General features: G+C 38.8%; 22 protein-coding genes. 19 read left to right on the top strand and 3 right to left on the bottom strand.

What is annotated here, in order from left to right:
- The first annotated feature begins 106 nt into the window (after positions 1-106).
- From QA584_RS05240 to QA584_RS05285, 10 genes are all read left to right on the top strand, one after another.
- Positions 107-1,837 (top strand): hypothetical protein, encoded by a 1,731-nt coding sequence (locus tag QA584_RS05240; protein WP_278273452.1) that lies wholly within the window; start codon positions 107-109, stop codon positions 1,835-1,837.
- Between the two features lie 80 nt (positions 1,838-1,917).
- Positions 1,918-2,571 (top strand): class I SAM-dependent methyltransferase, encoded by a 654-nt coding sequence (locus QA584_RS05245; RefSeq protein WP_278273453.1) that lies wholly within the window; start codon positions 1,918-1,920, stop codon positions 2,569-2,571.
- A 567-nt stretch (positions 2,572-3,138) separates the two neighbouring features.
- Positions 3,139-5,742, top strand: coding sequence for a GH36-type glycosyl hydrolase domain-containing protein (locus QA584_RS05250; RefSeq protein WP_278273454.1), 2,604 nt, complete (start codon positions 3,139-3,141; stop codon positions 5,740-5,742).
- Positions 5,743-5,768: 26 nt separating this feature from the next.
- A complete protein-coding gene (locus QA584_RS05255; protein ID WP_278273455.1) occupies positions 5,769-7,223 on the top strand; it encodes a phosphoglucomutase/phosphomannomutase family protein in 1,455 nt (484 codons plus the stop codon).
- Positions 7,224-7,574: 351 nt separating this feature from the next.
- Complete coding sequence (locus tag QA584_RS05260; RefSeq protein ID WP_278273456.1) at positions 7,575-9,443, top strand: sensor histidine kinase; 1,869 nt, start codon at positions 7,575-7,577, stop codon at positions 9,441-9,443.
- Between the two features lie 663 nt (positions 9,444-10,106).
- The gene (locus tag QA584_RS05265; RefSeq protein WP_278273457.1) at positions 10,107-11,477 is read left to right on the top strand and encodes an ABC transporter substrate-binding protein; all 1,371 of its coding nucleotides are present in this window, start codon (positions 10,107-10,109) and stop codon (positions 11,475-11,477) included.
- Positions 11,478-11,806: 329 nt separating this feature from the next.
- The gene (locus QA584_RS05270) at positions 11,807-12,688 is read left to right on the top strand and encodes a carbohydrate ABC transporter permease (protein ID WP_278273458.1); all 882 of its coding nucleotides are present in this window, start codon (positions 11,807-11,809) and stop codon (positions 12,686-12,688) included.
- Positions 12,689-12,700: 12 nt separating this feature from the next.
- Positions 12,701-13,552: a carbohydrate ABC transporter permease gene (locus tag QA584_RS05275; protein WP_278273459.1), complete on the top strand. Its 852-nt coding sequence runs from the start codon at positions 12,701-12,703 to the stop codon at positions 13,550-13,552.
- A gap of 79 nt (positions 13,553-13,631) precedes the next feature.
- On the top strand, positions 13,632-14,411 hold the full coding sequence (locus QA584_RS05280) for a response regulator transcription factor (RefSeq protein ID WP_278273460.1): 780 nt from the start codon (positions 13,632-13,634) through the stop codon (positions 14,409-14,411).
- A gap of 383 nt (positions 14,412-14,794) precedes the next feature.
- Complete coding sequence (locus QA584_RS05285) at positions 14,795-16,579, top strand: methyl-accepting chemotaxis protein (RefSeq protein ID WP_278273461.1); 1,785 nt, start codon at positions 14,795-14,797, stop codon at positions 16,577-16,579.
- A 191-nt stretch (positions 16,580-16,770) separates the two neighbouring features.
- Here the strand turns inward: QA584_RS05285 and QA584_RS05290 are convergent, their stop codons facing one another.
- Together QA584_RS05290 and QA584_RS05295 are read right to left on the bottom strand one after the other, a co-directional pair.
- Positions 16,771-17,115, bottom strand: coding sequence for a hypothetical protein (locus QA584_RS05290; protein ID WP_278273463.1), 345 nt, complete (start codon positions 17,113-17,115; stop codon positions 16,771-16,773).
- A gap of 17 nt (positions 17,116-17,132) precedes the next feature.
- Positions 17,133-17,441, bottom strand: a complete 309-nt coding sequence (locus tag QA584_RS05295) for a hypothetical protein (RefSeq protein WP_278273464.1) — start codon at positions 17,439-17,441, stop codon at positions 17,133-17,135.
- A 616-nt stretch (positions 17,442-18,057) separates the two neighbouring features.
- Here QA584_RS05295 and trxA point away from each other — a divergent pair.
- From trxA to QA584_RS05320, 5 genes are all read left to right on the top strand, one after another.
- Complete coding sequence (gene trxA, locus QA584_RS05300; RefSeq protein WP_278273465.1) at positions 18,058-18,369, top strand: thioredoxin; 312 nt, start codon at positions 18,058-18,060, stop codon at positions 18,367-18,369.
- A 524-nt stretch (positions 18,370-18,893) separates the two neighbouring features.
- Positions 18,894-19,349 carry a hydrogenase maturation protease gene (locus QA584_RS05305; RefSeq protein ID WP_278273466.1) on the top strand — a complete coding sequence of 152 codons (456 nt, stop codon included), beginning with the start codon at positions 18,894-18,896 and terminating at the stop codon, positions 19,347-19,349.
- A 1-nt stretch (position 19,350) separates the two neighbouring features.
- Positions 19,351-19,938 (top strand): cytochrome b5 domain-containing protein, encoded by a 588-nt coding sequence (locus tag QA584_RS05310; RefSeq protein ID WP_278273467.1) that lies wholly within the window; start codon positions 19,351-19,353, stop codon positions 19,936-19,938.
- 31 nt (positions 19,939-19,969) lie between these two features.
- The gene (locus tag QA584_RS05315) at positions 19,970-20,230 is read left to right on the top strand and encodes a hypothetical protein (protein WP_278273468.1); all 261 of its coding nucleotides are present in this window, start codon (positions 19,970-19,972) and stop codon (positions 20,228-20,230) included.
- A gap of 61 nt (positions 20,231-20,291) precedes the next feature.
- Entirely contained in the window at positions 20,292-21,998 is a 1,707-nt protein-coding gene (locus QA584_RS05320) for a S8 family peptidase (protein WP_278273469.1), read from the top strand.
- A 103-nt stretch (positions 21,999-22,101) separates the two neighbouring features.
- Here the strand turns inward: QA584_RS05320 and QA584_RS05325 are convergent, their stop codons facing one another.
- The gene (locus QA584_RS05325; RefSeq protein ID WP_278273470.1) at positions 22,102-22,521 is read right to left on the bottom strand and encodes a Fur family transcriptional regulator; all 420 of its coding nucleotides are present in this window, start codon (positions 22,519-22,521) and stop codon (positions 22,102-22,104) included.
- A 287-nt stretch (positions 22,522-22,808) separates the two neighbouring features.
- On the opposite strand from QA584_RS05325, the gene QA584_RS05330 reads away from it, so the two are divergent.
- From QA584_RS05330 to QA584_RS28810, 4 genes are all read left to right on the top strand, one after another.
- Positions 22,809-23,777 (top strand): metal ABC transporter substrate-binding protein, encoded by a 969-nt coding sequence (locus QA584_RS05330; protein ID WP_278273471.1) that lies wholly within the window; start codon positions 22,809-22,811, stop codon positions 23,775-23,777.
- A 349-nt stretch (positions 23,778-24,126) separates the two neighbouring features.
- Positions 24,127-24,819, top strand: a complete 693-nt coding sequence (locus QA584_RS05335) for a metal ABC transporter ATP-binding protein (RefSeq protein ID WP_278273472.1) — start codon at positions 24,127-24,129, stop codon at positions 24,817-24,819.
- On the top strand, positions 24,794-25,609 hold the full coding sequence (locus QA584_RS05340) for a metal ABC transporter permease (RefSeq protein ID WP_331487843.1): 816 nt from the start codon (positions 24,794-24,796) through the stop codon (positions 25,607-25,609). Before QA584_RS05335 ends, QA584_RS05340 begins: the two co-directional genes overlap by 26 nt.
- 678 nt (positions 25,610-26,287) lie before the next feature.
- Positions 26,288-26,395, top strand: a complete 108-nt coding sequence (locus QA584_RS28810) for a hypothetical protein (RefSeq protein WP_442870352.1) — start codon at positions 26,288-26,290, stop codon at positions 26,393-26,395.
- Positions 26,396-26,440: the final 45 nt, after the last annotated feature.

Raw genomic sequence — 26,440 nt, forward strand, 5'->3', positions numbered from 1 at the left:
TATATTTGTATCCTACCCATTACCACTTTTATATTGAAGTTTCATAAAAACAGCTATATAATATATGTAAAATATTTACATGAGGGGTATTTTTTAAGGGGGAAGTATGTATAAATATGAAAAGGAAAGTATCATTAAGAAGCTAAACAGTATTCTGCATCTGAATGCCAATAATATGGATACAGAACAATGCTATTATTTGTGCGCCAATAAAGAAAAATTAAGAGCATTGCTTCAACATGAGAATCAGGTTATTTTCGGAAGGAGGGGTACTGGTAAAACCACCATATTCAAGGCTTTTAGTTACTATATTAATAATATCTACAAAGAAGAGGACAAAACGATTTCTTGCTGGTACACAAGGCTTGATGAATGTATTCCCCACAGTATTGAAGTAAGCAGTGAGCGGGCAGAGGATATTGTAGTTATCAGTATAAATAAGTTCTTGTCCAAATTCGTAGACTTTCTGATTGAGGATTATAAAAAAATCGAGGCAAAACGTAAATTCAAAAATGCCAGATTAGAGCAGATTTCCGAAAAACTGCTGGCCTTTTCTTATCTTATTAAGGAAGGCTCAAAGAAAAGGGAAAAAACCTCAGAATCCAGAATCATTCACAAAAAGACTTCCGCAGAAAAAGATAAGGAGCTGGGGATAACTCCTTCCAATCAACTAAATTTGTTCCAATGGTTGAAACTGCAATTCAAATTTAAGAAAGTAACCCTGAATGAAATCGGCACAACAACAGAGATTGATTACATATACAGTATTGATATCAATGAAATAAAAAGTGAGATCAACGAACTGGTAAATCTTATGGGGTATGATTCGGTATATATCTGTATTGATGAATTTACCCAGATTGACAGGGATTTTGAATACACCATACAGCCTAAGGTGGCGCAACTTCTAAAAGAATTATTCTTTAATTCCAAAACCTTTATCATAAAAATAGCCTCCGTATGGAATTTGTCCCGGATGCAGATGAGGCAGTTAAACGGTAACCGGGAAGGGCTGGAATTAGGTCAGGATATCTTTACCAACCGGGAATTAAACCTGGATATTATGTTTAACAACGATAACGACAATGCATACCGGTTTTTTAAAGATGTGCTGGTTAATAATTATCTTATGTACGAGTCTCCGGTCAGTGACAGAGAACGGGATTTATTAGGAAACTATATCATTGAAGCCTTATTCAGCCAAGGAAGTTTCCGCCATTTAATCTGCGGTTCCCAGGGTATTCCAAGGGTTTTTGGAATATTGCTTACTAATTGCATCCATAAGTTAGAGAACAGAGAGCGGGATAAGATAACGGTAGAGATGGTATTTGAAAGTGTAATAGACAATTATGTATATGACGTTAGACCAAGTATTCCTTATTCTCTTCCAATCTGTTCTGGTATCGAAGAATATGTTATGAGAACAAAACGCAGGTTCTTTTTACTGGATATCAATGACTATAATAAGTCCATTAACTATTTTGATGGGCTGGTTGCTAATAATGCACTGCACCAGTGTCCAAGCGAACAGCTGCCAAAGGGAATCCGTAATAAGTATAAACTATTCTATACTCATTACGGCAATTATCTGGAATGCTTTAAAGACGGGATAACCAAACTGCATCAGGACACAGGAAAAGTCGGGGAGGGACTGCTTTATCCTAAAATGCCGGAAAACTTCGCTATGGAAGTGGAGAAATATATCTTTAAACTTCCGACAGGGGCTCTGGACAAGTTTTACTGTACGTATTGCCATAAATACTTTGAAAAGAGCACGGATAATTCGAATGTAACAGTATGTCCGGAATGCGGGCGGGTGATTGCATTGTGGGGATAAGCAGGTAAATAGGAATAGTTTAATCTAAGAAATCGGCATGACGAATTTATTGATCTTGCCTAATAAAATAGGAGGTACTCATGATAAACAAAGGCTGGGAATGGGATAAGGCAAACGAAGATGTATGGATGAAACCAAGTGAAGAATCTATCTATTTGGCTTACCTATGGAAAGCAAAGGGGTTTAAAAAGATATTGGATATTGGCTGTGGTAAGGGCAGACATGCACTATTATTTGCAGAATTTGGGTTTGATGTTTCAGGTATTGATATTTCAGAAAGTGCAGTTAATAGCTCTTCGGAACTGTTAAAGGAAAAAGGGTTTAACGGCAATATCATAAAGGCTGATTTTAGAAAATTACCATTTGCGGATAATTCCTTTGATGCAGTCTTTTCATTTCTTACAATCAGTCATTCAGATACAAAAGGAGTAAAACAGGCAATAAAAGAGATACACAGGGTTGTAACGGCTGGCGGTGAAATGTTTATAAGTATTAATTCCAGTGACAGCAGTACATTCACCAGCAAAAAATATCAAATGATAGACGAAAATACCTTAATTAAAACGATAGAAGGACCTGAGAACGGTGAACCCCATTTTTATGCAGATAGTAAATTAATGATGAAGCTTTTAGAGGATTTTCATATTATATCGATGAATCATACCCAGACTATATATCACAATGAATCAAAAGCAGAGAGCTTCAATTATTTTGTCAGGGCAGAGAAAAAGTAAGTAATAAACGGTGCAATTTTATCTCCTCATACGACTTTAAAGGCAAGGAGAACTATTTCATGTTTCATCGTAAAGAGATAAAAGAGGAACAGATTAATATTATATACATGTCCCCCAGATAACTGATTTGACCATTCTGGGGGATTAAGTTAAATATTGTGTAAATAATAAAAATTCTCCGGAGTTATTACTTTTGCGTTATTAACCACAGGAACAATTAGAGAGAGTAGTAAGGTATACGATATTTTTATTTTAATATACGACAAGTAAATGACTAATATAGCAGATCTGATTCTATATAGATAGTTCTGTAATAAATCTCACATCAAAATATCTCACATCAAAATATCACATATCAAAATATCACATATCAAAATATCACATATCAAAATATCTCATATCAAAATATCTCATATCAAAATAGACCCATTTCAAAATAAGCCACATATAAAAGGAACCCTTCCCATTCTGGACAATTATATACAAATATTCACACCACCAGCAATACCTTTTAAATTATAAAATCCTTATAATAAATATATCAAATATGGGAGGGTATGATTACCTATGAAATATGGATATTTTGATAATGATAAAAGGGAATACGTAATAGAACGGTTGGATTTGCCCACATCCTGGACCAATTACTTAGGGGTTAAGGATATGTGCGCGGTTGTAAACCACACAGCCGGAGGCTATCTGTTTTACAAATCACCGGAATATCACCGGATAACAAGATTTCGTGCCAACAGTGTCCCCCTGGACCGACCGGGACACTATGTTTATGTCAGGGATGAGGAAGACGGAGATTATTTCAGCATATCCTGGCAGCCGGTAGGAAAACCCTTAACAGAAGCAAAGTATGAATGCCGTCATGGCTTGTCCTACTCCAAGTACTCCTGCGAATATAAGGGACTATCCGCAGAGCAGACTTTATTTATTCCTCTGGAAGACCCGGTGGAGCTTTGGGATGTAAAGGTGAGAAATAACGGGGATACTCCCAGAGATTTAAGTGTATTTTCATACTGTGAATTTTCTTACCACCATATCGATATGGATAACCGGAACTTTCAGATGAGTAATTATGCTGCCGGTTCTTCCTATGAAAATGGAGTCATTGAACATGATTTATTTTATGAAGAGTTTGGCTACCAGTATTTTACCGCTAACTTTGAACCGGACAGCTTTGACTGCCTCAGGGATAAATTTATCGGACTTTACCGTACAGAAAGCAATCCCATTGCAGTAGAAAAAGGTATCTGCGGCGGAACCTTTGAAAAAGGAAATAACCACTGCGGCTCCCTGCATAAAAAGCTTACCTTACAGCCAGGGGAAGAAGTAAGGTTTGTATTTATGTTAGGAGAAGGGAACCGGGAAGCCGGTTACCTGATGAGGGATAAGTATTCTGATTTAGAGAAAGTAGAGGAAGCCTTTAAAGAATTAGCAAAGTTCTGGGATAAGAAACTGGGTAAATTACAGATTCAGACTCCAAATGAAGGAATGAATACCTTAATCAATACCTGGAATTTGTATCAGGCGGAGATCAATATTATGTTTTCCAGATTTGCTTCCTTTATCGAAGTAGGCGGAAGAACCGGCCTTGGATACCGTGATACCGCACAGGATGCCATGACCGTTCCCCATTCCAACCCGGCAAAATGCCGCCAGAGACTTGTGGAGCTTCTGCGGGGTCTGGTATCCACCGGTTACGGACTTCATTTATTTCAGCCGGAATGGTTTGACCCTGACAATTCCGTGAAACCTTTTAAGTCACCAACCGTAATTCCTACCCCAAATAAAAACGATATGATACACGGCATTGAAGATGCCTGCTCCGATGATGCCTTGTGGCTGGTAAGTTCCATCGTTGAGTATGTTAAGGAAACCGGAGAAATCGAATTCCTTAACCAGGAGCTTACCTATGCAGATAAGGGCAAGGGCACTGTATATGAACATATGACAAAGATACTTGATTTTTCTTATGAACAGGTAGGGAAAAGCGGCATCTGCAAGGGACTCCGTGCCGACTGGAATGACTGCCTGAACCTTGGAGGAGGAGAGAGCGCACTGGTAACCTTCCTTCATTACTGGGCTTTGGGCAACTTCTTAGAGGCAGCAGAGTACTTAGGTAAAACAGAAGATGTGAAAAAGTATACCACTATGCGGGATAAGGTAAAAGAAGTCTGTGACCGTGAGTTGTGGGATAAGGACTGGTATATCCGAGGTGTTACAAAAAACGGTAAAAAAATCGGAACCAGTGAGGACAAGGAAGGTAAAATCCATTTGGAATCCAATGCCTGGGCCGTATTATCCGGTGCAGCGCCTAAGGATAAGGGTATTAAGGCCATGGACTCCATCGATAAATATCTCTATACGCCATACGGCATTATGTTAAACGGACCGTCCTATACGGTGCCCGATGAAGATATTGGTTTTGTAACCCGTGTTTATCCGGGCCTTAAAGAAAACGGCGCCATATTCAGTCATCCCAATCCCTGGGCCTGGGCCTCGGAATGTATGTTAGGCCGGGGGGATCGGGCTATGAAGTTTTATGATGCCTTATGCCCTTATAATCAGAATGACTTAATTGAAATCAGGGAAGCAGAACCCTATTCCTACTGCCAGTTTATTATGGGGAAAGACCATACAGGCTTTGGCAGGGCAAGACATCCTTTTATGACAGGTACCGGCGGCTGGGCATATTTTGCCGTAACCAGATACATATTGGGAATCAGGCCTCAGTTTGACAGTTTGGTTATTGACCCCTGTGTCCCTGCCGACTGGAAGGAGTTCCATGTCAGCCGTGAATGGAGAGGAGTACCCTGTGATATCACTGTTTTGAATCCGGACCGTGTTATGAAAGGTATAAAATCCATTACCTTAAATGGCATTACGGTAAATGAAATAAAATTTAATGATTTAAAGGGTATGGAAGAATCGGGCGGAATACAGGAGAATGGTAAGGAAAAGTCTGATATAAACAAGGAAGATTCAGATAATTCAAATGAAAGTTCTAAAAAAGAGGTAAGTATTGAGAATAAGAAAGCTTTTATCTGTGAGGATGTTTCGAATAACATGGAAGCTTCTGAAGATATGAAAGCATTTTATAGTGAGGAACATTCTAAGAGCAAAGATTCATCAATCAATAAAATTATCGTCATCATGGGATAAATTTTGTAATCAAAGGAGGTTGCAAGATGATAAAGTTTGGTACAGGTGGCTGGAGAGCCATTATAGGAGAAGATTTTACCAAATCGAACATACAAAAGTTATCAAAGGCTCTGGCAATGAAAATGATCAATGAAGGTGTTACGGAAAACGGAATTGCCATCGGATATGACAGGCGTTTTCTATCCAAGGAGGCAATGAAGTGGGCCGGTGAAATATTTGCCGCAGAAGGGATTACCACCTATCTGATTAACCGGTCTTCACCGACTCCCCTTATCATGTATTACGTCATGGAGCATGAATTCCATTACGGCATGATGATTACCGCCAGCCATAACCCGGCTGTATATAATGGCATTAAGGTTTTTACCTTTGGCGGCCGGGACGCGGATGAAATCCAGACACAGGACATCGAGAATTATATTCAGGATGTAAAAGAAGAGGAAGTAGCGGGCATGGAATACGAAAAAGCCCTGAAAGCCGGTCTGATTCTGGAGATAAACCCTCTGAATGAATATCTGGATAATATCATCAGTGCCATAGATATGCAGGCCATTAAGAACAGGGGCTTACGGATTGCTTTAGACCCCATGTACGGAGTCAGCGAGACCTCCTTAAAGACGATTCTCTTAACAGCCAGGTGCGAAGTCAATACCATCCATGACAGGCATGATACCTTATTTGGAGGAAAACTTCCGTCTCCGTCGGCCGAGACATTAAAAAGCCTGAAAAACTATGTGGTAGATCACAATATGGACATCGGAATAGCCACCGATGGAGATGCCGACCGGATTGGAGTTATTGATGATACGGGGCGTTTCCTTCATCCAAATGACCTGTTAGTAGTACTTTATTATTATCTGGTAAAATACAAAGGCTGGCACGGTGCCGTGGTCAGAAACATTGCAACTACCCATATGCTTGATAAAGTTGCCGAAAGCTTTGGTGAGAAATGCTATGAAGTTCCCGTAGGGTTTAAATATATATCCGCTAAAATGCAGGAAACCAATGCTATAATCGGCGGTGAATCCTCCGGTGGTTTAACGGTAAGAGGCCACATTAATGGAAAAGACGGCATCTATGCGGCAGCTCTCTTAATTGAGATGATTGCTGTAACCGGCAAGAATTTATCCCAGATCATTCGGGAGATAGAAGGGGAATGCGGCACCATTTATATGGAAGAGAGGGATTATAAATTCAACCAGGAGAAAAAAGATGAGATCTTTCAAACGCTTCTGGTGGATAAATGCCTCCCTGACATACCCTTTGAGGTGGATAAAATCTCTTATTTAGACGGCTGTAAGATTTACTTTAAAAACGGCGGGTGGATCATAACCAGATTTTCAGGAACCGAACCTCTTCTTCGTATCTTTTGTGAGATGCCGGAGGCTTCTGATGCCGTAACACTTTGTGAAATCTATGAAACCTTTTTAGGTTTGAAGCATCAAAATGGGAACGATATAAGGGAATATGCATTAAAATGATATAAATTTAAATGATATAAATTAAATGATATGAATTTATATGATACATAAATATGATAAATATGATTTGAGTCAAAAGTTCAATTTTGTGTTTGGAATAAATACGAGGGTATATAAATTCAATTTAGCACCTTTCCCACCAACACAAAATTGAAAGTTTGTAAAGTTTATACTGACATTTCCGGTTATTGGTAGCCGGTTTTCATAACATATGCTATAATAAGGTAAGACACAATGATGGGCTGTTCTCCTGGGATGGCCCATTTCTTCTTTGCTTTTTAATAAAAAGAGGAAGGATTAAATCATATTTGGAAAACGGATGTTTAACTATTTCTGCGGAGGTATTTTGGGATGAGAATTGGTAAAAAAGAAAAGGGACAGAAACGTAATCTTATGAAAAAACCCATTTCTTTAAGAAGAAGACTGCTTTTTCTGGTAGTAATCTGTTGGATTGTTCCGATTATGATTATCTTTTTATTTATGACCTTGTATTACAGAAAAGGTGTAATGGATAAAACAGAGACCTTAATGGAAGAAGGACTAAAAAACTTTACCTCCTTTCATGCCCAGAAACTCGATGAAGCAATCACCATCTCTAAAAAAACTTCCTATGAATTAATAATAGAAAAGGCCTGGAAAAAGTTAAAATCCGGGACGATATCCGATGCCCAGTTTTATAAAGAGGTCATTGGTAATCTAAAAAGCAAATATTATAATGACAACCGTTTTATTATGTCAATCTTTTATCTCTGTGACGCACCGGACAGGCTTTATTATACCTCAAGAAAACCAACCAGTTATATCAATACCTTCAATGATTATGTCAGAGCAGAAGCCAATAAGATAACCTTACAGGACACCTCGGATGCCCATGTTAAAATCATCAATGGTAAAATTTATATCATCAGAAATCTCTACACCACCACCAACTATACCAAGTTCGGCACCTTAGTGGTGGAATTAAATACGAACAAGCTCTTTGAAGGCATTGCCCTGAATAAAGATTATGATCTGGGATTTTTCATCGATGATACCTCCTCTATGATACTGTATGATACCGATGAAAAAGAAAATACCATGTCCTCCATCATCAATAAATTAAAGTTAACTTATTCCAAACAGCAAAACCGAAAGTTATCTAAAGTAGAAGATAACGTCTACACTGCCTTAATCTATCAGCAGAAATTCGATGATTACCACCTTGGAGCAGTATTAATAGCCAATAAGAATACCATATATTCCGAGCTAACGGCTTTAAGTTACATCATGATACTTATCTTTTTAATCATTATCCCTGTATTCATTTACATGCTCTACTTTATAGCCAGACATATAACCGCCCCAATGGGAAGAATGATAGAAGCCTCCAAAGAAGTAGAACAGGGTAAAATCGGTATGCAGATAGAAGGAGATCCTATGCCCAATGCGGAATTTTCATACCTTTTGGACTCCTTTAACCGAATGTCCAGCGAGGTAAAATATCTTTTTGATTATGCCTATAACGAAAAACTGGCCCGAAAAGAAGCCAAAATCATAGCCCTCCAGTCCCAGATTAACCCTCATTTCCTAAACAACACCCTGGAAATGATGAACTGGCAGGCCAGAATGGCCGGAGACGTCGCTGTCTCTAAAATGATAGAGGCCCTTGCCACCTTACTTGATTACAGTATGGACCGTTCCAACAAAAGACTCATCAACCTAGCCGAAGAACTGCGTTGTGCCGATGCATACTTCTACATCATATCCATGCGCTTTGGCCAAAGACTCCGGGTAGAAAAAGAAGTAGACCAGGAGTTACTCCAACTTCAAGTCCCCCAGCTAATTCTCCAGCCCCTCCTTGAAAATGCCGTAGTCCACGGAATCGAAGCCGTAAAAAGCGGAACCATAAAACTAAAAGTCTATAAAGAAAAGAATAACGTAATCCTCCAAATTATCAACTCCGGAAAAATCATGACCCAAGCCGACATAGACCGAGTCAAAGACATACTGGACGGAAAAACCGGCAGCATAACAACCGGAAAAGGAAAACACATTTCCCTGGGAATCCGTAACGTAAACGAAAGAATCAAACTAATATACGGAGAAGAATACGGTCTTACCATCCTCCCCTACGAGGAAGTCGATACCGTCTCCACCATAACAATCCCTTTCGAAATGCCCCTGGATTCCGAAAAAGGAAAACTACTAAATAACATACTCAATAACCCTGATTTTAAGTAAAATAATCGCAAATGCAAGTGGAACAACTTGGAAGAATATTTGAATCATGCATTTGACAAATATGAAAAGAAGTTTGCAACTAATAATAATTTAGGTTCCGGTAATTAACAATTATACTAGAAAAAGCTAATCATTTGACCCCAGTTCATCCTCAAAAACTAGGAATCCCAATTTGCAGTATTCAAAGACTAAGGCAGCTTTCGGGTTGGTTATCCCAGGTTTGCATTGGAAAGGTTCCCATATGGCACTTGAGTTTCAGAAAATGCGCCAAGACCCCCAAGGGGAACTGTCTGAACGCAGTGAGTTTTCCCCTTGGGGGTCTGTTCTAAGCAATTTCTGGAACTCTAGTGCCATAGGGGTTCTTTCCAATGCAAACCTGGGATAACCAACCCGAAAGCTGCCGCACCCTTTAAACCCCCCAAAAAAATTGCCTGTATTTCCCGTTCGCCCCCCCTCAATATGATTGATTTTGTAAATCAATGTTAAATATAGCAAGAATGAACAAATAATGTCAAGATGAACAAATGTATTTTGTAATAATTGTTAGTATAATACAGTTATACCAATGAGAGTATAAAAACTTTTACAGGAAGCCACACCCTTTAAAGCTAAGTATCTCATGGAGTTGTAGAAAAAACATTATCTTTAGGGAGGAAACAATTTATGAAGAATGTTAAAAAATTCTTATCCATTCTTTTAACAGTCGTATTAATGGCATCACTTATGACCGGATGCGGTAATAAGAAGGATGCGAAAGAAACAGCGCAGGAAACTGATCAAAGCACTGTTACGGAAACCCCGTCTGCTGAAAGCGCAGAAACAGCAGAACCCACGGAAGCAGCACCCACGGAGGCGGCCAAGAATCCTGTTACCCTTGCCACCGTATCCATGTTTGGCGGTACTGATCCCAATGCAGCTACCTACCAGGGAATCAACGATCAATTCATGAAAGATAATTCTTACATAACCTTAGAAGATGACTCACAGTCTTCCGACCAGGATTGGAAAACAAAAATAGCAGCTGACTTTGCAGTAGGCAATGAACCGGATGTAATCCAGTACTTTACCGATGCCAATGCAAGTGATGTATTAGCAGCAAATAAATTTGTCTCCCTTGATGAAATCAAAGCACAGTATCCTGATTATGCAAAAGACACCTTAGAAACAGCTTTAAAAGCAGCCGCTAATCCGGATGGTGTTGAAAGAGCAGTACCAACCACCGGTTACTGGGAAGGTTTATTCTGCAACAAAGATTTATTCGATAAATACAGCCTTGAACTCCCTACAGACTGGGATAAATTATTAAAGGCTATTGATACATTTAAAGCAAATGGAATCGTTCCGATTGCAGTTTCCCTTAACAATGTACCTCATTACTGGGTAGAATTCCTGATGCTCTCCGCAGCAGGTCCAGAGGGTTATGCAACTGTTCCGACTCAGGCTCCTGAGGACTGGGCAAAAGGACTTTCCATGTTTAAAACTTTAAGAGATTTAGGCGCATTCCCAGAAGATACGGATACCATTGACAATGATTTAGCAGGGGAATTATTTAAAAATAAACAGGCAGCAATGCAGTTAGATGGTTCCTGGTATGCAGGTGGTATTCCAGATCAAGACAATACAGTCGTAGTTACATTCCCTACAATACCTGGTGGTAAAGCTCCTGCCGGTGCTATGGTAGGAGGTATTTCCTCCGGTTTCTATATTACCAAAAAAGCCTGGGATGATCCGGATAAGAGAGATGCAGCTGTTAAATTTGTCATGGCTCATACAAATAAAGACTCTGTAACCAAGTACTGGAATGGCAACGGCCAGGCAGCCTGCGCAGTTGAACCTATTGCCAACATGACACCTCTTGGTGTTTCCGGTCTTAACTACAGCAGTGCAGCAACCAGTATCAGTGCTCCTACTGATTCAAGACTTTCACAGGAAGCTTATAATACTTTAATTGCCGGTATTGTTGGTGTATCAACCGGGGATGTGAAACCGGAAGATTTATTAAATGAAGTATTATCAGTAAATGCAAGCAAATAAAAGGGTGTACTAATTATAGTAAGGCAGAGGGGTTTTTAATCCGCCCCTCTGTTTTATCATATAGAAGATATTATGGAAAACATACAGATAATATAGAACGATAAAATTATGGTCAAACATCGCAGTGAAATAGTTGATTAAATCAGCTCGAAACCCAGCTCGAAAGCATAGTTATGTTTTTTAAAGCTTCTCCTTGAATCAGAAAATTTTTGAAACATAACCGGTTTAATGATTTCTCAATTGCCCGATAGCAGATTTAATCAAGTATACCAATAGAAATAACTACGAAGTTTGAATTTAGTAAGAATAAATAGAAAGGCAGGATATCCATGCTTTATAAAAAGAAATTACCCCTATTGGCTTTTTTGCTACCTGGCTTTATATTAATGCTGGTATTTCTTTATGAGCCTTTTGTAGAAAATATAATTAACAGTTTTTATGATATGACTTCTTTTGTCAGGATGCCGGGTCAGGAATGGAGATTCCTTGGACTAGATAACTTTAAGAAGCTGTTTATGGATCCGAAAGTAAAAATTGCCATACTAAATTCCTTTAAAATGATGGGACTGACCATTGTATTTCAGGTGGGAATTGCATTTGTACTGGCTGTTCTGGTAAGTAACATAAAGCGGGGGCAGCAGTTCTTCCGTACGGTGTATTTCTTTCCAATCGTAATATCTGCAACTGCAATTGGTCTTATTTTTAAACTATTTTACAATTATAACGGGGGTATGTTGAATCAATTATTAAAAGCATTCGATATGAAGCCGGTTAACTGGCTGGCTCCAAGCATTGCCTTTATTATGGTTTCCATACCGACCTTATGGAGTTATGTCGGTTTCTATTTTGTTATAATGCTGACGGGCTTAAGTGATATATCCGATGAAGTTTATGAAGCAGCCTCCATTGACGGATGTTCTAAATTTAAGCAGGTATTTTATATCACGGTTCCCCTGCTTAGAGGTGTGATCTGCACCTGTGTGACGTTAGCCGTAACCGGTGCCTTAAAGGTATTTGACCTGCCCTGGGTCATAGTTCCAAAGGGAGCGCCTCAGGGGCTGACCCATTTTCTTGGCACCTACATGTATGAGCAGACCTTTACCATCAGCAATATCGACTATGGTTCCACCATTGCTTTATTGATTGTAGTATTTGGTCTGGTAGTAGCTCAAATCACATCTAAAATACTAAAACCCGATGCAAATCTGTAAGGAGGTGTAACGTTGTCCGGTTTAACAGCAAAAAAGAAGAAAAAGTTTTCCCCAGCCTATTTGGTTATTTACATAATCCTTATCTTCTGGGCCTTTACCACAATATTTCCCTTCGTCTGGGTGTTAAATAATTCCTTTAAACCCTCCAGAGAAGTTGTAAATAGTACCTTTTCCCTTCCAAAGGAATTCACTCTTGATAATTATACCAATGCTTTTAGTAAGCAAAATATATTGGTTTCTTATAAAAACAGTTTTATCATATCAGGCAGTGTAACCCTGAGTGTTATGATTTTATCCACCATGATGGCCTTTGCCCTGACCCGGTATAATTTCAGGGGAAAGAAATTTATTAATGCCTTGATAGTCTCAAGCCTGATGTTTCCAGCTTTTTCTACCATTATACCGGTGTTTAAGATGATGACTGGACTGGACCTGCTTAATAAGCCCTTAAGTGTAATTTTACCCCAAGTGGCAGGTAACTTAAGCTTTGCAACCATTGTTATGATGGGATTTTTACGAGGTCTGCCCCTGGAGATGGAAGAAGCGGCTTATATGGAAGGGGCCGGAGTCAGCAGAGTATTTACAAGAATTATCGTACCCCTGTCAAGACCCTCCATGGCTACAGTTGCAATTTTTTGCTTTTTATGGTCCTATAATGATTTATTTACCCAGCTGATTATGATCAGAAAGAGAACAAAGTACCCAATCAGTACCTTGCTAAATGAAATCAGTTCCAGATACGGAACCGATTATGGACTTATGGCTGCTTCCGTAGCTTTGATTGTAGTACCGGTGTTGATTGTTTACATATTTTTGCAAAAGAACATCATCAAAGGATTGACAGCCGGAGCAGTCAAAGGGTAAAATTATATAAAACACTTGATGATATCACTGTTTCAGGTTTAGTCAAAATTATTGTGGCATTACAGGGAAAGGGGGAACTATGTATAAAGTTGTGATTATTGATGACGAACCAATCATAGTTGAAGGGATTTCAAGAATGGTACCCTGGGATAAATTCGGCTGTCAAATAGTGGCTACTGCCAATGACGGTATAGAAGGTGCAGAAGTAATCAGGGAACAGCAGCCCCATATCCTGTTTTCCGATATAGCAATGCCGGGACTTGACGGTCTTAGTATGGTAGCCGGACTAAAATCAGAATTTCCCAATACAGAAATCAGCATATTGACGGGCTACCGGGATTTTGATTATGCTCAGAAGGCCATCCGGCTTGGTGTAACCAGATATCTGCTAAAGCCCTCCAATATGGACGAAATCATTGAAGCAATCAAAGCCATGGTAAGTAATCTGGCAGCCAAACATATTGATTCGGATTCTCCAGAGGAACTTACAGGGGAAGAATTAAAGACAGATAATACGGCCAGTAGCTTCATCGTTAACAATGCCATACGGTATATAGAACAAAATTATGCACACAAGCTTACGCTTTCTGAAGTAGCTGAGAAAACCTATATCAGTCAGTGGCACTTAAGTAAGTTACTAAACCGTCATATGGGACAGAATTTCTCAGAAATATTAAATCATATCCGAATCAAAGAAGCTCAGAAACTGTTAAAAGATCCAGCCCTTAGGATCGGTGATATAGCAGAAATGGTTGGTTTTATTGATATGGCACATTTTTCAAGGGTATTTAAAAAAATTCTTGGTACCTCTGCCAATGAATATCGTAATAAAATTACCAGTAAAAACAAGAGTGAATAAATATACAAATATAATAGAAATAAACGATTTTTTATACTATTCCAATAAAAACGCTCAGAAGGTGTTTAAAATAAACCTTTTGAGCGTTTTTCTGCATGCTTTGTGAAAATGTCTTAATATAATATAGCTCACTATTGAATTTACCAAATATACCACAAATAAACTACAATAGTTGAACAAAAAATGAAAAATTTACAATGTTTAATTGTAAATTCCTCCAGATTTAGCATTATTACTGATAAAAACGAATTACCAATTATTTTAAAATATATTGTAATATTGTGTAGAATAATGTAGAATAATTATATATAAGTAATGAATAATATTAAGTTCAAAAAATATTTATTTCCATTACTGTAAACGTAAAATGGGAGGAAAAATGAATGAAGCTAAGCAATCTAAAGGTTAAAACAAAGGTATTATTTTTATCAGCGTTTTTATTATCCGTAGCGGTGCTCATAGGGGTTATATCTATTATTAACCAGGAAAAGGTACTGCAGGTCAATGTAAAAACCCTGGAAAGCAGTATAAGGCAGAATTATGATAATAACATTAAAAACCAGGTTGAGAATGCAATTTCATTATTAAAGGGTATCTATGATAAATCCAATGCAGGTGAATTTACTTTAGAAGAAGCGAAAAAGATCGGTGCCGATTTACTTAGGGGATTAAGCTACGGTGACGGAGGATATTTCTGGGCAGATACCTATGACGGCGATAATGTTGTACTATTGGGTAAGGATACGGAAGGCACAAACCGGATGAAAAACATTGATGAGAATGGGTATCCTTATATGGAGAATATTATAGCGAATGGCAGAAAGGAAGGCGGCGGCTTTACAGAATACTGGTTTCCCAAAGCTGGTGAGACGGAGGCTTTACCAAAGCGGAGTTACAGTGTTGCTTTTGAACCCTTTGGGTGGGTAGTTGGAACCGGCAACTATATTGATTATATAGATAATAGGGTAAATGCAATGGCGCAGAAAGAAAAAGATGCGATTAATGCAAGCATTGCAACCTTTATTACGATTTTTATCATAGGTTTCGTTCTATCGGTTTTATTCACAGCATATATGACCAGAAATTTAAACCAGGCATTCCTGACCATAAGAAAGTATTTGAATACACTTGCCACCGGCAACTTTAAAGTAGAGATACAGGAAAGTTACAAGAAACGGAAAGATGATTTTGGTGAGCTGGTTAAGGATTTAGAATCCATGAAGCACTCCGTAGCTGGTTTAGTAGATAGTACCAAAACAGAAGCAGATCAGATTATTCAAGTAGTAGACAAGGTAAATACTAATATGAAAGAGTTAAATAGTAATATTGAAGACGTATCTGCTACAACAGAAGAACTGGCAGCAAGTATGGAAGAGACAGCAGCCTCAGCTCAGGAAATGAATTCCTCCTCCCTTGAGATAGAAGCAGCAACCAGAAGTATTGCGGAAAAAGCCCAGGAAGGGGCTGTTCAGGTAATTAAAATAACTAAACGTGCAAAAGATAACAGAATTGATATTAGAAAATCACAGGAACTGGTAAAGAACGTTCGTACTGAGATTCAGGGTAAACTAAAAGAAGCACTGGAACAGTCAAAAGTTGTAACAGAGATCAATGTATTATCGGAAGCCATAATGGGAATTACGGCCCAGACAAATCTGCTGGCATTAAATGCTGCTATAGAGGCAGCCAGAGCAGGCGAAGCCGGCAGAGGATTTTCTGTAGTTGCGGAAGAGATACGTAACCTGGCTGAGCAGTCAAAGAATATGGTAGAACGGATTCAGGCGATAACCGGAGAAGTAACAGAGGCAGTGGACAACCTCTCAGGGAATTCTAATGCATTACTGGAGTTTGTGTCAAAAGATATTTCAGATAGCTTTGCCAAGTTCATGGAAGTTGCAGATGCCTACAATGAGGATGCACTATATGTTGACAATCTGATTACAGATTTCAGTGCCACCTCGGAAGAATTATTGGCCTCCATTGGGAATGTCATCCATGCAATTAACGAGGTTTCCTTAGCAGCTTGCGAAGGCGCAGTGGGAACTGGAGAAATAGCTGAAAAAGTCGCCAGTATTACCACCCAGTCAGGTGATATAACCAATCATGTCTCATTAACCCGTGAGAGTTCTATTAAGCTTCAGGAGGAAATAGCTGGCTTTACCATATAAGATAAGGGTTAGTAAAATTGTAGAGATTGCCTTAAGCTGTGATATTAACTTCTTTAGAAGGATAGCTTTTTTCAGAAAGCATATCGGTAAGGAGTAATACCAATTGCATAAGACAATCTCTTTTATAGGTTAGGAGATCTTATTTAGCAGCTAGATTATAATTATTTAAAATTGCGTCTGTCTATTAATAATTATACTGCATTATGAACGAATGCTACTATCTTATCAATAGGAATATCGGTTACGGAACCAACATTGTAGCAGTGACGGCGGTCATAATTCATATTGTTATTATAGTTACCATTGTTGTCGCATTCATCATAGATTGGCTCGATCGGAGAAGTAGGGGCTGATCCCTGGTCTGTTACTAATCTTACGAAATCACAGTTAACTGCTAAAATAACTCCGGTAAAACCTGATCCGGATTCACCGCCGCTGGCTGTAAAAATAGTTACTGTTTCACCTATAAAGCGGCGAATATGATTAATAAATCTCTCATTACCAAGTCCATTATTGAAACCATCATTAAATGACATAATTAATACCTCCTTTATTAGATAGCGTTGTGAACGAAGGATGCGATCCTATCGATCGGAATATCTACTACTGCACCTGTTTTATAACAGCAATGTTCATATCGTTTATCATCGCAGCCATTATAATAATTGTCGGTAAGCGGGTTAGCCGGTGCGGAGCCCTGCCTTACTACTAGGCGGACGAAGTCACAATTAACGGCTAAAATTACACCGGTAAAACCACCACCTGATAAGCCGCCGCTGGTTGTAAAAATTGTTACTGTCTGACCTATAAATCTTGAGATGTGAGGTAAAAAAAATTGATTTCCACTAAATCCACTTGACATAAACAATCCTCCTTGGATGATATTAAGCTTCCTATCCTTAAGTCTAAGGTATCGGTAACTCTACATTATACTATGACAATAAATACCCTGATGTGACAGAATTGAATATAAATTTATAAAAAATCTCATTATGTTTTTTTATATTACATCCTAACTTCGACATCAACAAAATCCAGTGTCAGAAAGACAATAACCTCTTATAAAATCAAAAAGTAATACCCATACTGTCAATCCATGTAATAGTAATCCATAATGAAATCGAATCCATGATGAAAACAATTCCATGATGAAAACAATTCCATAATGAAAACAAATCCATGATGAAATCAAATCCATAATGAAATCAATTCCATAATGAAAACAAATCCATGATGAAAACAAATCCATGATGAAAACAGATCCATAATGAAAACAAATCCATAATGAAAACAAATCCATGATGAAATCAAATCCATGATGAAAACAGATTCATAATGAAAATCGAATCCATGATGAAATCAATTCCATAATAATCAAATGGAATGAAATAATGTAATTATGTGACTCCATCACAGATAATAATTTGTTTCTGTGTATAATAGAATTATAATCAATAAATTATAAAGGAGATAAGAATATGAGCGTTTTAAAAATCACAAAAAATAATTTTGAAAAGGAAGTTTTAAACTCAGATAAAACGGTTCTGTTGGATTTTTGGGCATCCTGGTGCGGTCCCTGTAAAATGGTAGCTCCTATTATTGATGAAGTGGCAGAAGAAACAAAAGAGGCCGTAAAAGTAGGCAAAATTAATATTGATGAAGAGGGAGAGTTGGCAGAAGCCTTTAAAATCATGAGTATACCTACTTTGGTAGTCGTAAAAGGCGGTAAAGTAGTTGAAAGTTCAGTTGGGGTAAAACCTAAGAAAGCTATTTTATCTTTAATCAGCTAAACAAAATAATTGTGTGTGATTATAACTATTCTCACATAAACAGTTCTTATACATGAAGGGCTGCTGTAAAGGTTCTATTTACAGCGGCTCTTTTTTTATTGCATAGGAAACTTCTTCGAACTTACCTATGCAATAAAAAGCCTTCCAGGCAGGATGCGCATGACGCACTTAAGGAAGATTGTCACTGTCGTGACAGTGCATCAGCGCTAGAGTCTGGCGAGCCAGACTCTTTGTTCATTTACGAAAAAGTTCTCCGAACCATTCTGTAAAATAAAAAGCACTCCATAAAACCAAAAGCTCTGGGAGGTGGGAGGTATAATCTGCAAAGATAACAATTAGAACGGCTTAAGGAATCAAAATATAAGCCGGTGGATACTTAATTCCAACATTAAAAGTATAATATAGACCTTGGACTAATATAAATAAAGAAAGAAATATATTTCTTTATCCAGGTCGGCATAACCTTAGAATTGCTGCCAAACAAGGAATAGGGGTAACAACCACTTTATGCAATGGGAGTTTGTATGAATGTAAAATTGATTGCAATGGGTAATGTATTAATGAAGGATGATGGTATAGGAATATTTATAGCAAAAGCAATGGAGGAAGCACTAAAGGCAAAAGGAATCGATGTAATCTACGGTGAGACAGATTTTGGATATTGCATTTCTAAAGTGAAGGAGCAGGACACGCTGGTTATATTAGATGCGGCTAACTATGGAAAAACTCCGGGGGACATAACAAAGCTACCGCTTAACAATTGCTTTTCAGACAAAAAAAGCCATACCCAACATAGCTATCACCTGTTAGATATTTTAAAGTTGTATTATCCGGAGTTAGCGGGGGATATATTAGCCATTGAAATTAAGGAAATTACCTTCGGGTTTGGTTTGACCCAGGAGTTGCAGAAAAAGAAAAAGGATATCATAAAAGAGGTCTTTGATCATCTGGATTTATTACAGGAAAAGGAAAGGTGCTAACATGAAGGGAGAATATGAAATAAGGGATATTATCTATCAATTTCAGAAGGAAATAAGCTACTACAGCCAAATGGAGGCCCTTGGAACTCCTTATGAGAAAAAATATCATCAGGACCTTATTAAAGAACGTACGGAAGATTTAATCCGCCTGATGGAACACTATACGCAAAGAAATTATTCACAAAATGAACCAATTCCAGAGGACATACCGGGACGATCCGCAGAACCGGCACAGTTTCCAGAACCGGCACAGTTTCCAGAACCAGCACAGTTTCCAGAACCGGCACAGTCCGAAGAACCGGCACAACCTCCGGTGACAGAAACTCAGCCAGGTATAGGAGAACCGGTTGAAACAAGAACTTTTACACTGGAGCAATTACATACCTTTAACGGAACCGGGGGACAGCCACCTTATGTGGCGGTGAATGGGGTTGTTTATGATCTTAGCAGCAAGGCTCCCTGGTCAGGGGGCAGTCACTTTGGATTATCTGCGGGAAATGACCTGACCGGTCAATTTATGAGCTGCCACAGAGGGTTATCTTCTATGCTTGCGCAGCTTCCGGTTGTTGGTGTATTGATACCTGAATGAGACTTTAATTACAAAATGGAGGGAACATGACATGCAGGATACTATCTTACTTAACAAAATATCAGAGGAGGTTCAAATACTTAGTAAGAACAATAACTTTAACAAAGTTAATAAATTACTGGTATGTGTGAATGCAGATAGCAAGGTCAATGAAGAAAATCTATATAATCATCTGCACCATGCGAATAAAAAACTGGTTGGCGTATGGACTAAGATCAGCGTAGAGCGGGATGAGCTGCCGGACCAGGTTGCAATTCTTAAAAATATAGAGGGTGACATCACTCTAAATTAGGGTATATTTTAAATACATAGACATATTAATTTATAAAAGAAGCAGTTTGGCGGTAAAAAAAATGAGCCCTGAGGAAAGATATAAAATAACCAGCGGTGAGTATGCAGATTTTATTATTGAAGGTACGAAGGCGGTTAATACAGTGGCAGCTGATACAGCTTATTCCCTTCAGGTCATTAAAAATAGATATGGTGTGGCATATCTTCCTGCCAGTTATATGACAATGAACAGCGTTTATACAATGGGCTATTATACCATTCCAAAATTATATGGGCTGTTATCTTATGTGAGTCTGGAGTCCTCCGGTATTACACAGGTGCGTAGTGAAGCAGGATATGACTTATATGGGGATGGTGTTCTTATTGGATTTGTAGATACCGGCATTGATTATACCAATACGGCGTTTCGAAATGATGATATGACAACAAGAATTGTATCCATATGGGATCAGACCATTGAAAGCGATAATTATCCAAAGAATTTTTATTATGGGACAGAATACCAAAGAGAGGAAATAAACAAAGCCCTTCAAAGCAAAGATCCATTTTCTGTAGTGCCCAGCAAGGATATGATTGGTCATGGAACCATGCTGGCAGGAGTAGCAGCCGGAACAAACTTAGAGGAAGCGGGATTTAGCGGAGTGGCTCCTAATTCAGAGCTTGTGGTAGTAAAATTAAAGGAAGCTAAGGCTTATTTAAAGAATTTCTTTCTAGTACCTCAGGATGCACTCAGCTTTCAATCCAATGATATTATGCAGGGAGTAGATTATCTGCTGCAGGTAGCAAAGAGCCTGAACCGGCCTATGGTAGTGTGTCTGGGAGTGGGGACGAACCAGGGATCTCATGACGGAGTCAGCATCCTTGACAGTTATCTTCAGGAAGTGGGAGATACCGTTGGAATATCTGTTGTGGCAGCTGCTGGAAATGAAGGAAACTTAGGGCATCATTATTATGGAGAAATCAATCCTTCCAGAGAGAAGGAAATCATTGCACTTAATGTAGGTGAGAATGAGTCCGGTTTCTCTATGGAATTATGGGGGTATGTTCCTAACATAGTTGAAGTAGATATTTACTCCCCCCAATTTGAATTTGTAGCCCATATTCCTCAGAGTTTACGACCACAGGAAACCAGGGAAGTGGTCTTTCAGGACACTACAATATATATAGATAATAATAATAGTGAACCCATTACCGGAGACCAGTTAATCCTCATGCGGTTTAAGAATCCATCCAGTGGATTATGGAGATTGATAGTAAGCGGCACCGGAGATTTGACAACCAGGTATCATATATGGCTACCTATGCATGGCTTTATAACAGAAGAGACTTATTTTTTTAATGCTAACAATCAAACCACCCTTACTTCATTGGGTAATACAGTGAATGGCATAACCGTTACTGCTTATAATCCGGTTAATGAAAGCTTATACTATAATTCCAGCAGAGGGTATACCAAAGATAATGGGTTAAAACCGGATGTGGCGGCACCTGGTGTAAATATTAAAGCACCATCCTTTGGCAATACCATGGTCCGGGCCACTGGAACCGGAATTGCAGCCGCCCATGCGGCAGGCGTGGCTGCCATGCTTTTAGAGTGGGGAATTGTAAGAGGAAACCTTCCGGTCATGAATAATGTAATAATCCGCAGAATGGTAGTCAGCGGTGCCAGACGATTTAGTAATATCCCTTTTCCCAATCAGGACTGGGGATTTGGTATTATAGATATCTACAGGACCTTTCTGCTGTTTACGGAAGAAGGGACGGTATAAATGATTCTGTACGGGGGAGAATAAGAAAGGGCTGTGTAAGGAGGAGTCGGCTGAACCAGTAATCATAATTACAGGTTGGCAGGGTACGAATAACTTAACAGCCTTAATTTTTTGCTCTTTTCTGGGCACATTTTGGGCATATTCCGTAAAATTCCAGGTTATGTCCGGTTATAAGATATCCGGTTTCTTTTGTAAGAAGACATTCTAAACTTTCTAGTGGACAAGCTTCTATTGGAATCTTTTCGTTACATAATGTACACAGCAGGGAATGAGTGTGAGTGTGGTTGTTGATTTCATAATAAGTTTTTCCGTCCTGGTGAACAGATTTGTTAACTACATTCTTATCCGCCAAGGCATTTAATGCACGATAAATCGTAGAAATGCTCATCTTCATATCTTTAACAGTCAATTCTGCGATTTCTTCTGCGGTAAGGGCAGTGGGGGCAGATTCCAGTATGGATAAGATGAGTATACGTTTTTTCGTTTGTTTTAAATCGGCAGATTTTAATGTTTTGTTATCCAAAGTAATTCACTCCTTTAACGAAAATTTAATGATTTCTCTCTACAAATCATAGAATAGAGTTTATGAATTGTCAAGAAAAAGTAATAATATTGCCATGTCAATCCAGGAAGGAAAAAATTATGAAGACGGATTCCTGCTAAAATATTAGCGATTTTCTGTTAGAACCTTGACAGAAAAGAAATTATGGAGTATATTAATTGCAAATGATTTGCATTCGCGTTTAATAGAAAGATGAAACCGGATGATTAGAACAATCTGTAATAATAAGAAAGATATGGTGCTTTATTATGAAAAAATATGTAACAGCTGCAATTTTCCTGCTTGTAAGTATAGTATTTACCGCCTGTAGTGCTAAAAAAGAAGAATCCCCTGTAAAAAGTACCGAAGCAGTCACAGAAAGCAGTAACGCTATAGAAGATAACGGGATAAATACCGGCAGCAAATTAAAAGTATATACTAGCTTTTATCCTCTGTATGATTTTGCCGTTAAAATCGGCGGTGACAAAATAAAGGTAACGAATCTGGTTCCGGCAGGAACGGAACCTCATGACTGGGAGCCTGCTACTACGGATATATTAAGCCTTGAGAAAGGGAATATCCTTATCTATAATGGCGCAGGACTGGAACATTGGGTAGAGCAGGTTACCGCGTCTCTTGAAAATAAAGATCTGCTTTTAGTAAATGCCTCTGATGGAATTACCCTTATACAGGGAAATGATGAGGAAGGGGGAAGTAGTTATGATCCCCATATATGGCTGAGCATAACAAATGCAAAAAAAGAAATGGAAAATATAAAGAATGCCTTAGTGAAAGCTGATCCTGATAACAAGGATTTTTATGAAGCAAATTTTATGAAGTATGGGGCAGAGTTTGATGCCTTGGATGCAAAATTTAAGGAGAAATTATCTGAACTTCCGGATAAGGACATCGTAGTTGCTCATCAGGCATTTGCTTACTTGTGTTCGGATTACGGTTTAAATCAGGTGGCCATTGAAGGACTAGGAGCAGATTCTGAACCCGATGCGAAGCGAATGGCAGAAATCGTTGATTTTGCCAGAAATAAAAATATTAAGACTATATTCTTTGAAGAACTAGTCAGTCCTAAAGTGGCTCAAGCCATCGCCTCTGAAATCGGAGCCTCAACGGATGTCTTAAATCCTCTCGAAGGACTTACGCAGGAGCAGGTAAATGCAGGAGAAGATTATCTATCCGTTATGGAGGAGAATCTGAATGCGTTAGTCAAAGCCTTGCAGTAAAAGCAGCAATGCAGTAAAGCCAGCAATGCGGTAAAGCCAGTAATGCAGTAAAAGCGGCAATGCAGTAAAGCCAGCAATGCAGTAAAGCCAGCAATGCGGTAAAGCCAGTAATGCGGTAAAGCCAGCAATGCGGTAAAGCCAGCAATGCAGTAAAAGCGGTCATGCAGTGAAGCCAGCAATGTAGTAAAAGCAGCAAAGCAATAAAAGCAACAAAGTTATAAAAATAGTAAAGTATATAAGCCACCAAGATTATTAAGCAGTAATATTGTAAAACCAGTGATGTAATTAAGCCCATAATGGTTAACTTAAATTAATGTATAAGCAAAAAAACAGCAGCAGGAGGATGGCAATGAACAGTATTGAAATAAAGAACCTGAAATTTGGCTATGAAGACGGCCTGATTCTTGATAATATCAATCTTATGGTTGAAAAGGGTGATTATATCGGCATAGTAGGTTCTAATGGATCCGGTAAAAGTACGCTGATAAAATTAATACTGGGCTTGCTGCCTGTTAAAACCGGTTCAATAACCAGGACAGAAACCAATGTAGGTTATGTTCCTCAGGTAGGGCTTTCGGTAAAGGGAGATTTCCCGGCTACGGTCCTGGAAGTGGTGATGCTTAATTTATACGGAAGTATCGGATTATTCAAAAGAGCGAAACAAAAGCATTATAAGATGGCTGAGGAAGCACTTGAAACCGTTGGTATGATTGAATATAAGGACAGGATGATCGGCAAATTATCCGGAGGTCAGCAGCAAAGGGTCATGATAGCAAAATCCCTTGTGAATAACCCGGATATTCTGATTCTTGATGAACCCATAGCCGGTATCGATTCGGAAAGTGAGAAAAATCTTTACCAACTACTATACCGTTTAAACAAAGATAACGGACTGACCATCCTTATGGTTACGCACAGTCTTTCCGGTGTCAGGAAAGACATGAATAAAATATACGAAATAAAAGATAAAGGGATAAAACTGATTCAGGCAGAGAAGCAATCAGAGGAAGGAAGTTATGATGGGGATGCTGTTACAATATGATTTTATGCGCAAGGCATTTATTGTTGGAATTCTACTTGCGGTTATTATACCCTGTATCGGGATGATAGTTGTATTAAGGCGCCTGTCTATGACCGGTGATGCGCTCAGCCACACTTCTTTAGCCGGTGTTGCCCTGGGATTAATCCTTGGGATTAATCCGGTATTAGGTGCTTCGGTTACCTGCATTATCGCAGCTTTTGGAATTGAGTTTATCAGAAAGAGATTCCCCAAATACTCGGAAATCTCCATAGCGGTGGTGATGTCGGCCGGTGTAGGTTTAGCCGGTGTATTATCTGGTTTTGTAAGCAATGCCTCCAATTTTAACAGCTTTCTATTCGGAAGTATTGTTGCCATAACGGATTTTGAACTTTTGCTGGTAGTAGGGATCAGTCTGCTTGTTATTATTGTTTTTCTTATGCTGTATAAGGAACTGATGTATATGGCCTTTGATGAAGGGGCAGCACAGTTATCCGGAGTGCCGGTAAGGAGCATTAATACCCTCTTTACCATATTAACGGCCCTGACCGTATCGGTGGCTTCCAGAACTGTAGGAGCCCTTATTATATCCTCCCTTATGGTAATACCCGTCACCTGCGGAATGCAGTTTGGAAAAAGTTATAAACAGACCTTGGTTTATTCCATTATTTTTGCAGTTATTTTTACCATTACCGGACTAACACTTTCTTACTATAAGGGATTGAAACCAGGCGGAACGATTGTTTTGACAGGAGTTATCTTCCTTCTCTTTACCTTTTTGATAAAGGGAAACAAGTTTAAGAAAGGCAATTAACCCAAAAAGGAGCTTTAAGTTATTTTTTTCTTTAGTGCCATAAAGTCACTTCAAGAATAATAATATTGGCTTTAATTTTGCTCGGATTATGTCTGATGCCATTTCCATTGTTAAGTGGTATTTATGATAAGATACAATCCGCTTCGACAAATTTTTTAAGCATCCTGATGGAGGCACTGCCCTTCATTCTCCTGGGTGCCTTCGTATCAGCTGCGATTCAGATATTAATTCCGTCTGGCTGGCTTATGAAACGATTCTAGGGACAAAACTACAGTTCTTTTCTATTTGCGGCGATTGCAGGCTTTTTTCTGCCGATATGCGACTGCGGGCTGGTCCCCATTGTGTCCGGACTTTAAGAAAAGAGACGCCGCTTCCACAGACTATGACCTTTTTGCTTACCTCGGCGGCAGTGAATCCCCTCGTATTTTTATCTTTATTATATGCTTTTCCGGATAAACCCTGGTTGGCGGTATTAAGAACCTTAGCATGAATTTTGGTGGGAATTCTTGTCGGATTAATACTAAACCTGGTTCATATTAAGACCGGTGACGTAATTCATACGAATATATCCCTACGAGTTGGTTCTACAATATTAGAATCTACTGGTGCTGGAAGGAGCGGGAAAGTAAAAACAGTGGTGAATTAATAGAGAATGAATGGGTTACCGTAACAGGAACCATTGCAGAATATGATTATCAGGGAACGAAGATACCTATGCTCACCGATACGGTTATTACGAAAGCAAAGGCTCCGAAAGAGGAGTATGTATATTATAACTTTTATTAAAGTCAGAAGCTTTAAGTATCCACACACCTCGACAAACTTGGTGAA

Origin of the sequence: Anaerocolumna sp. AGMB13025 (genome assembly GCF_029689925.1) — a bacterium.
Taxonomy (GTDB): Bacteria; Bacillota; Clostridia; order Lachnospirales; family Lachnospiraceae; genus Anaerocolumna.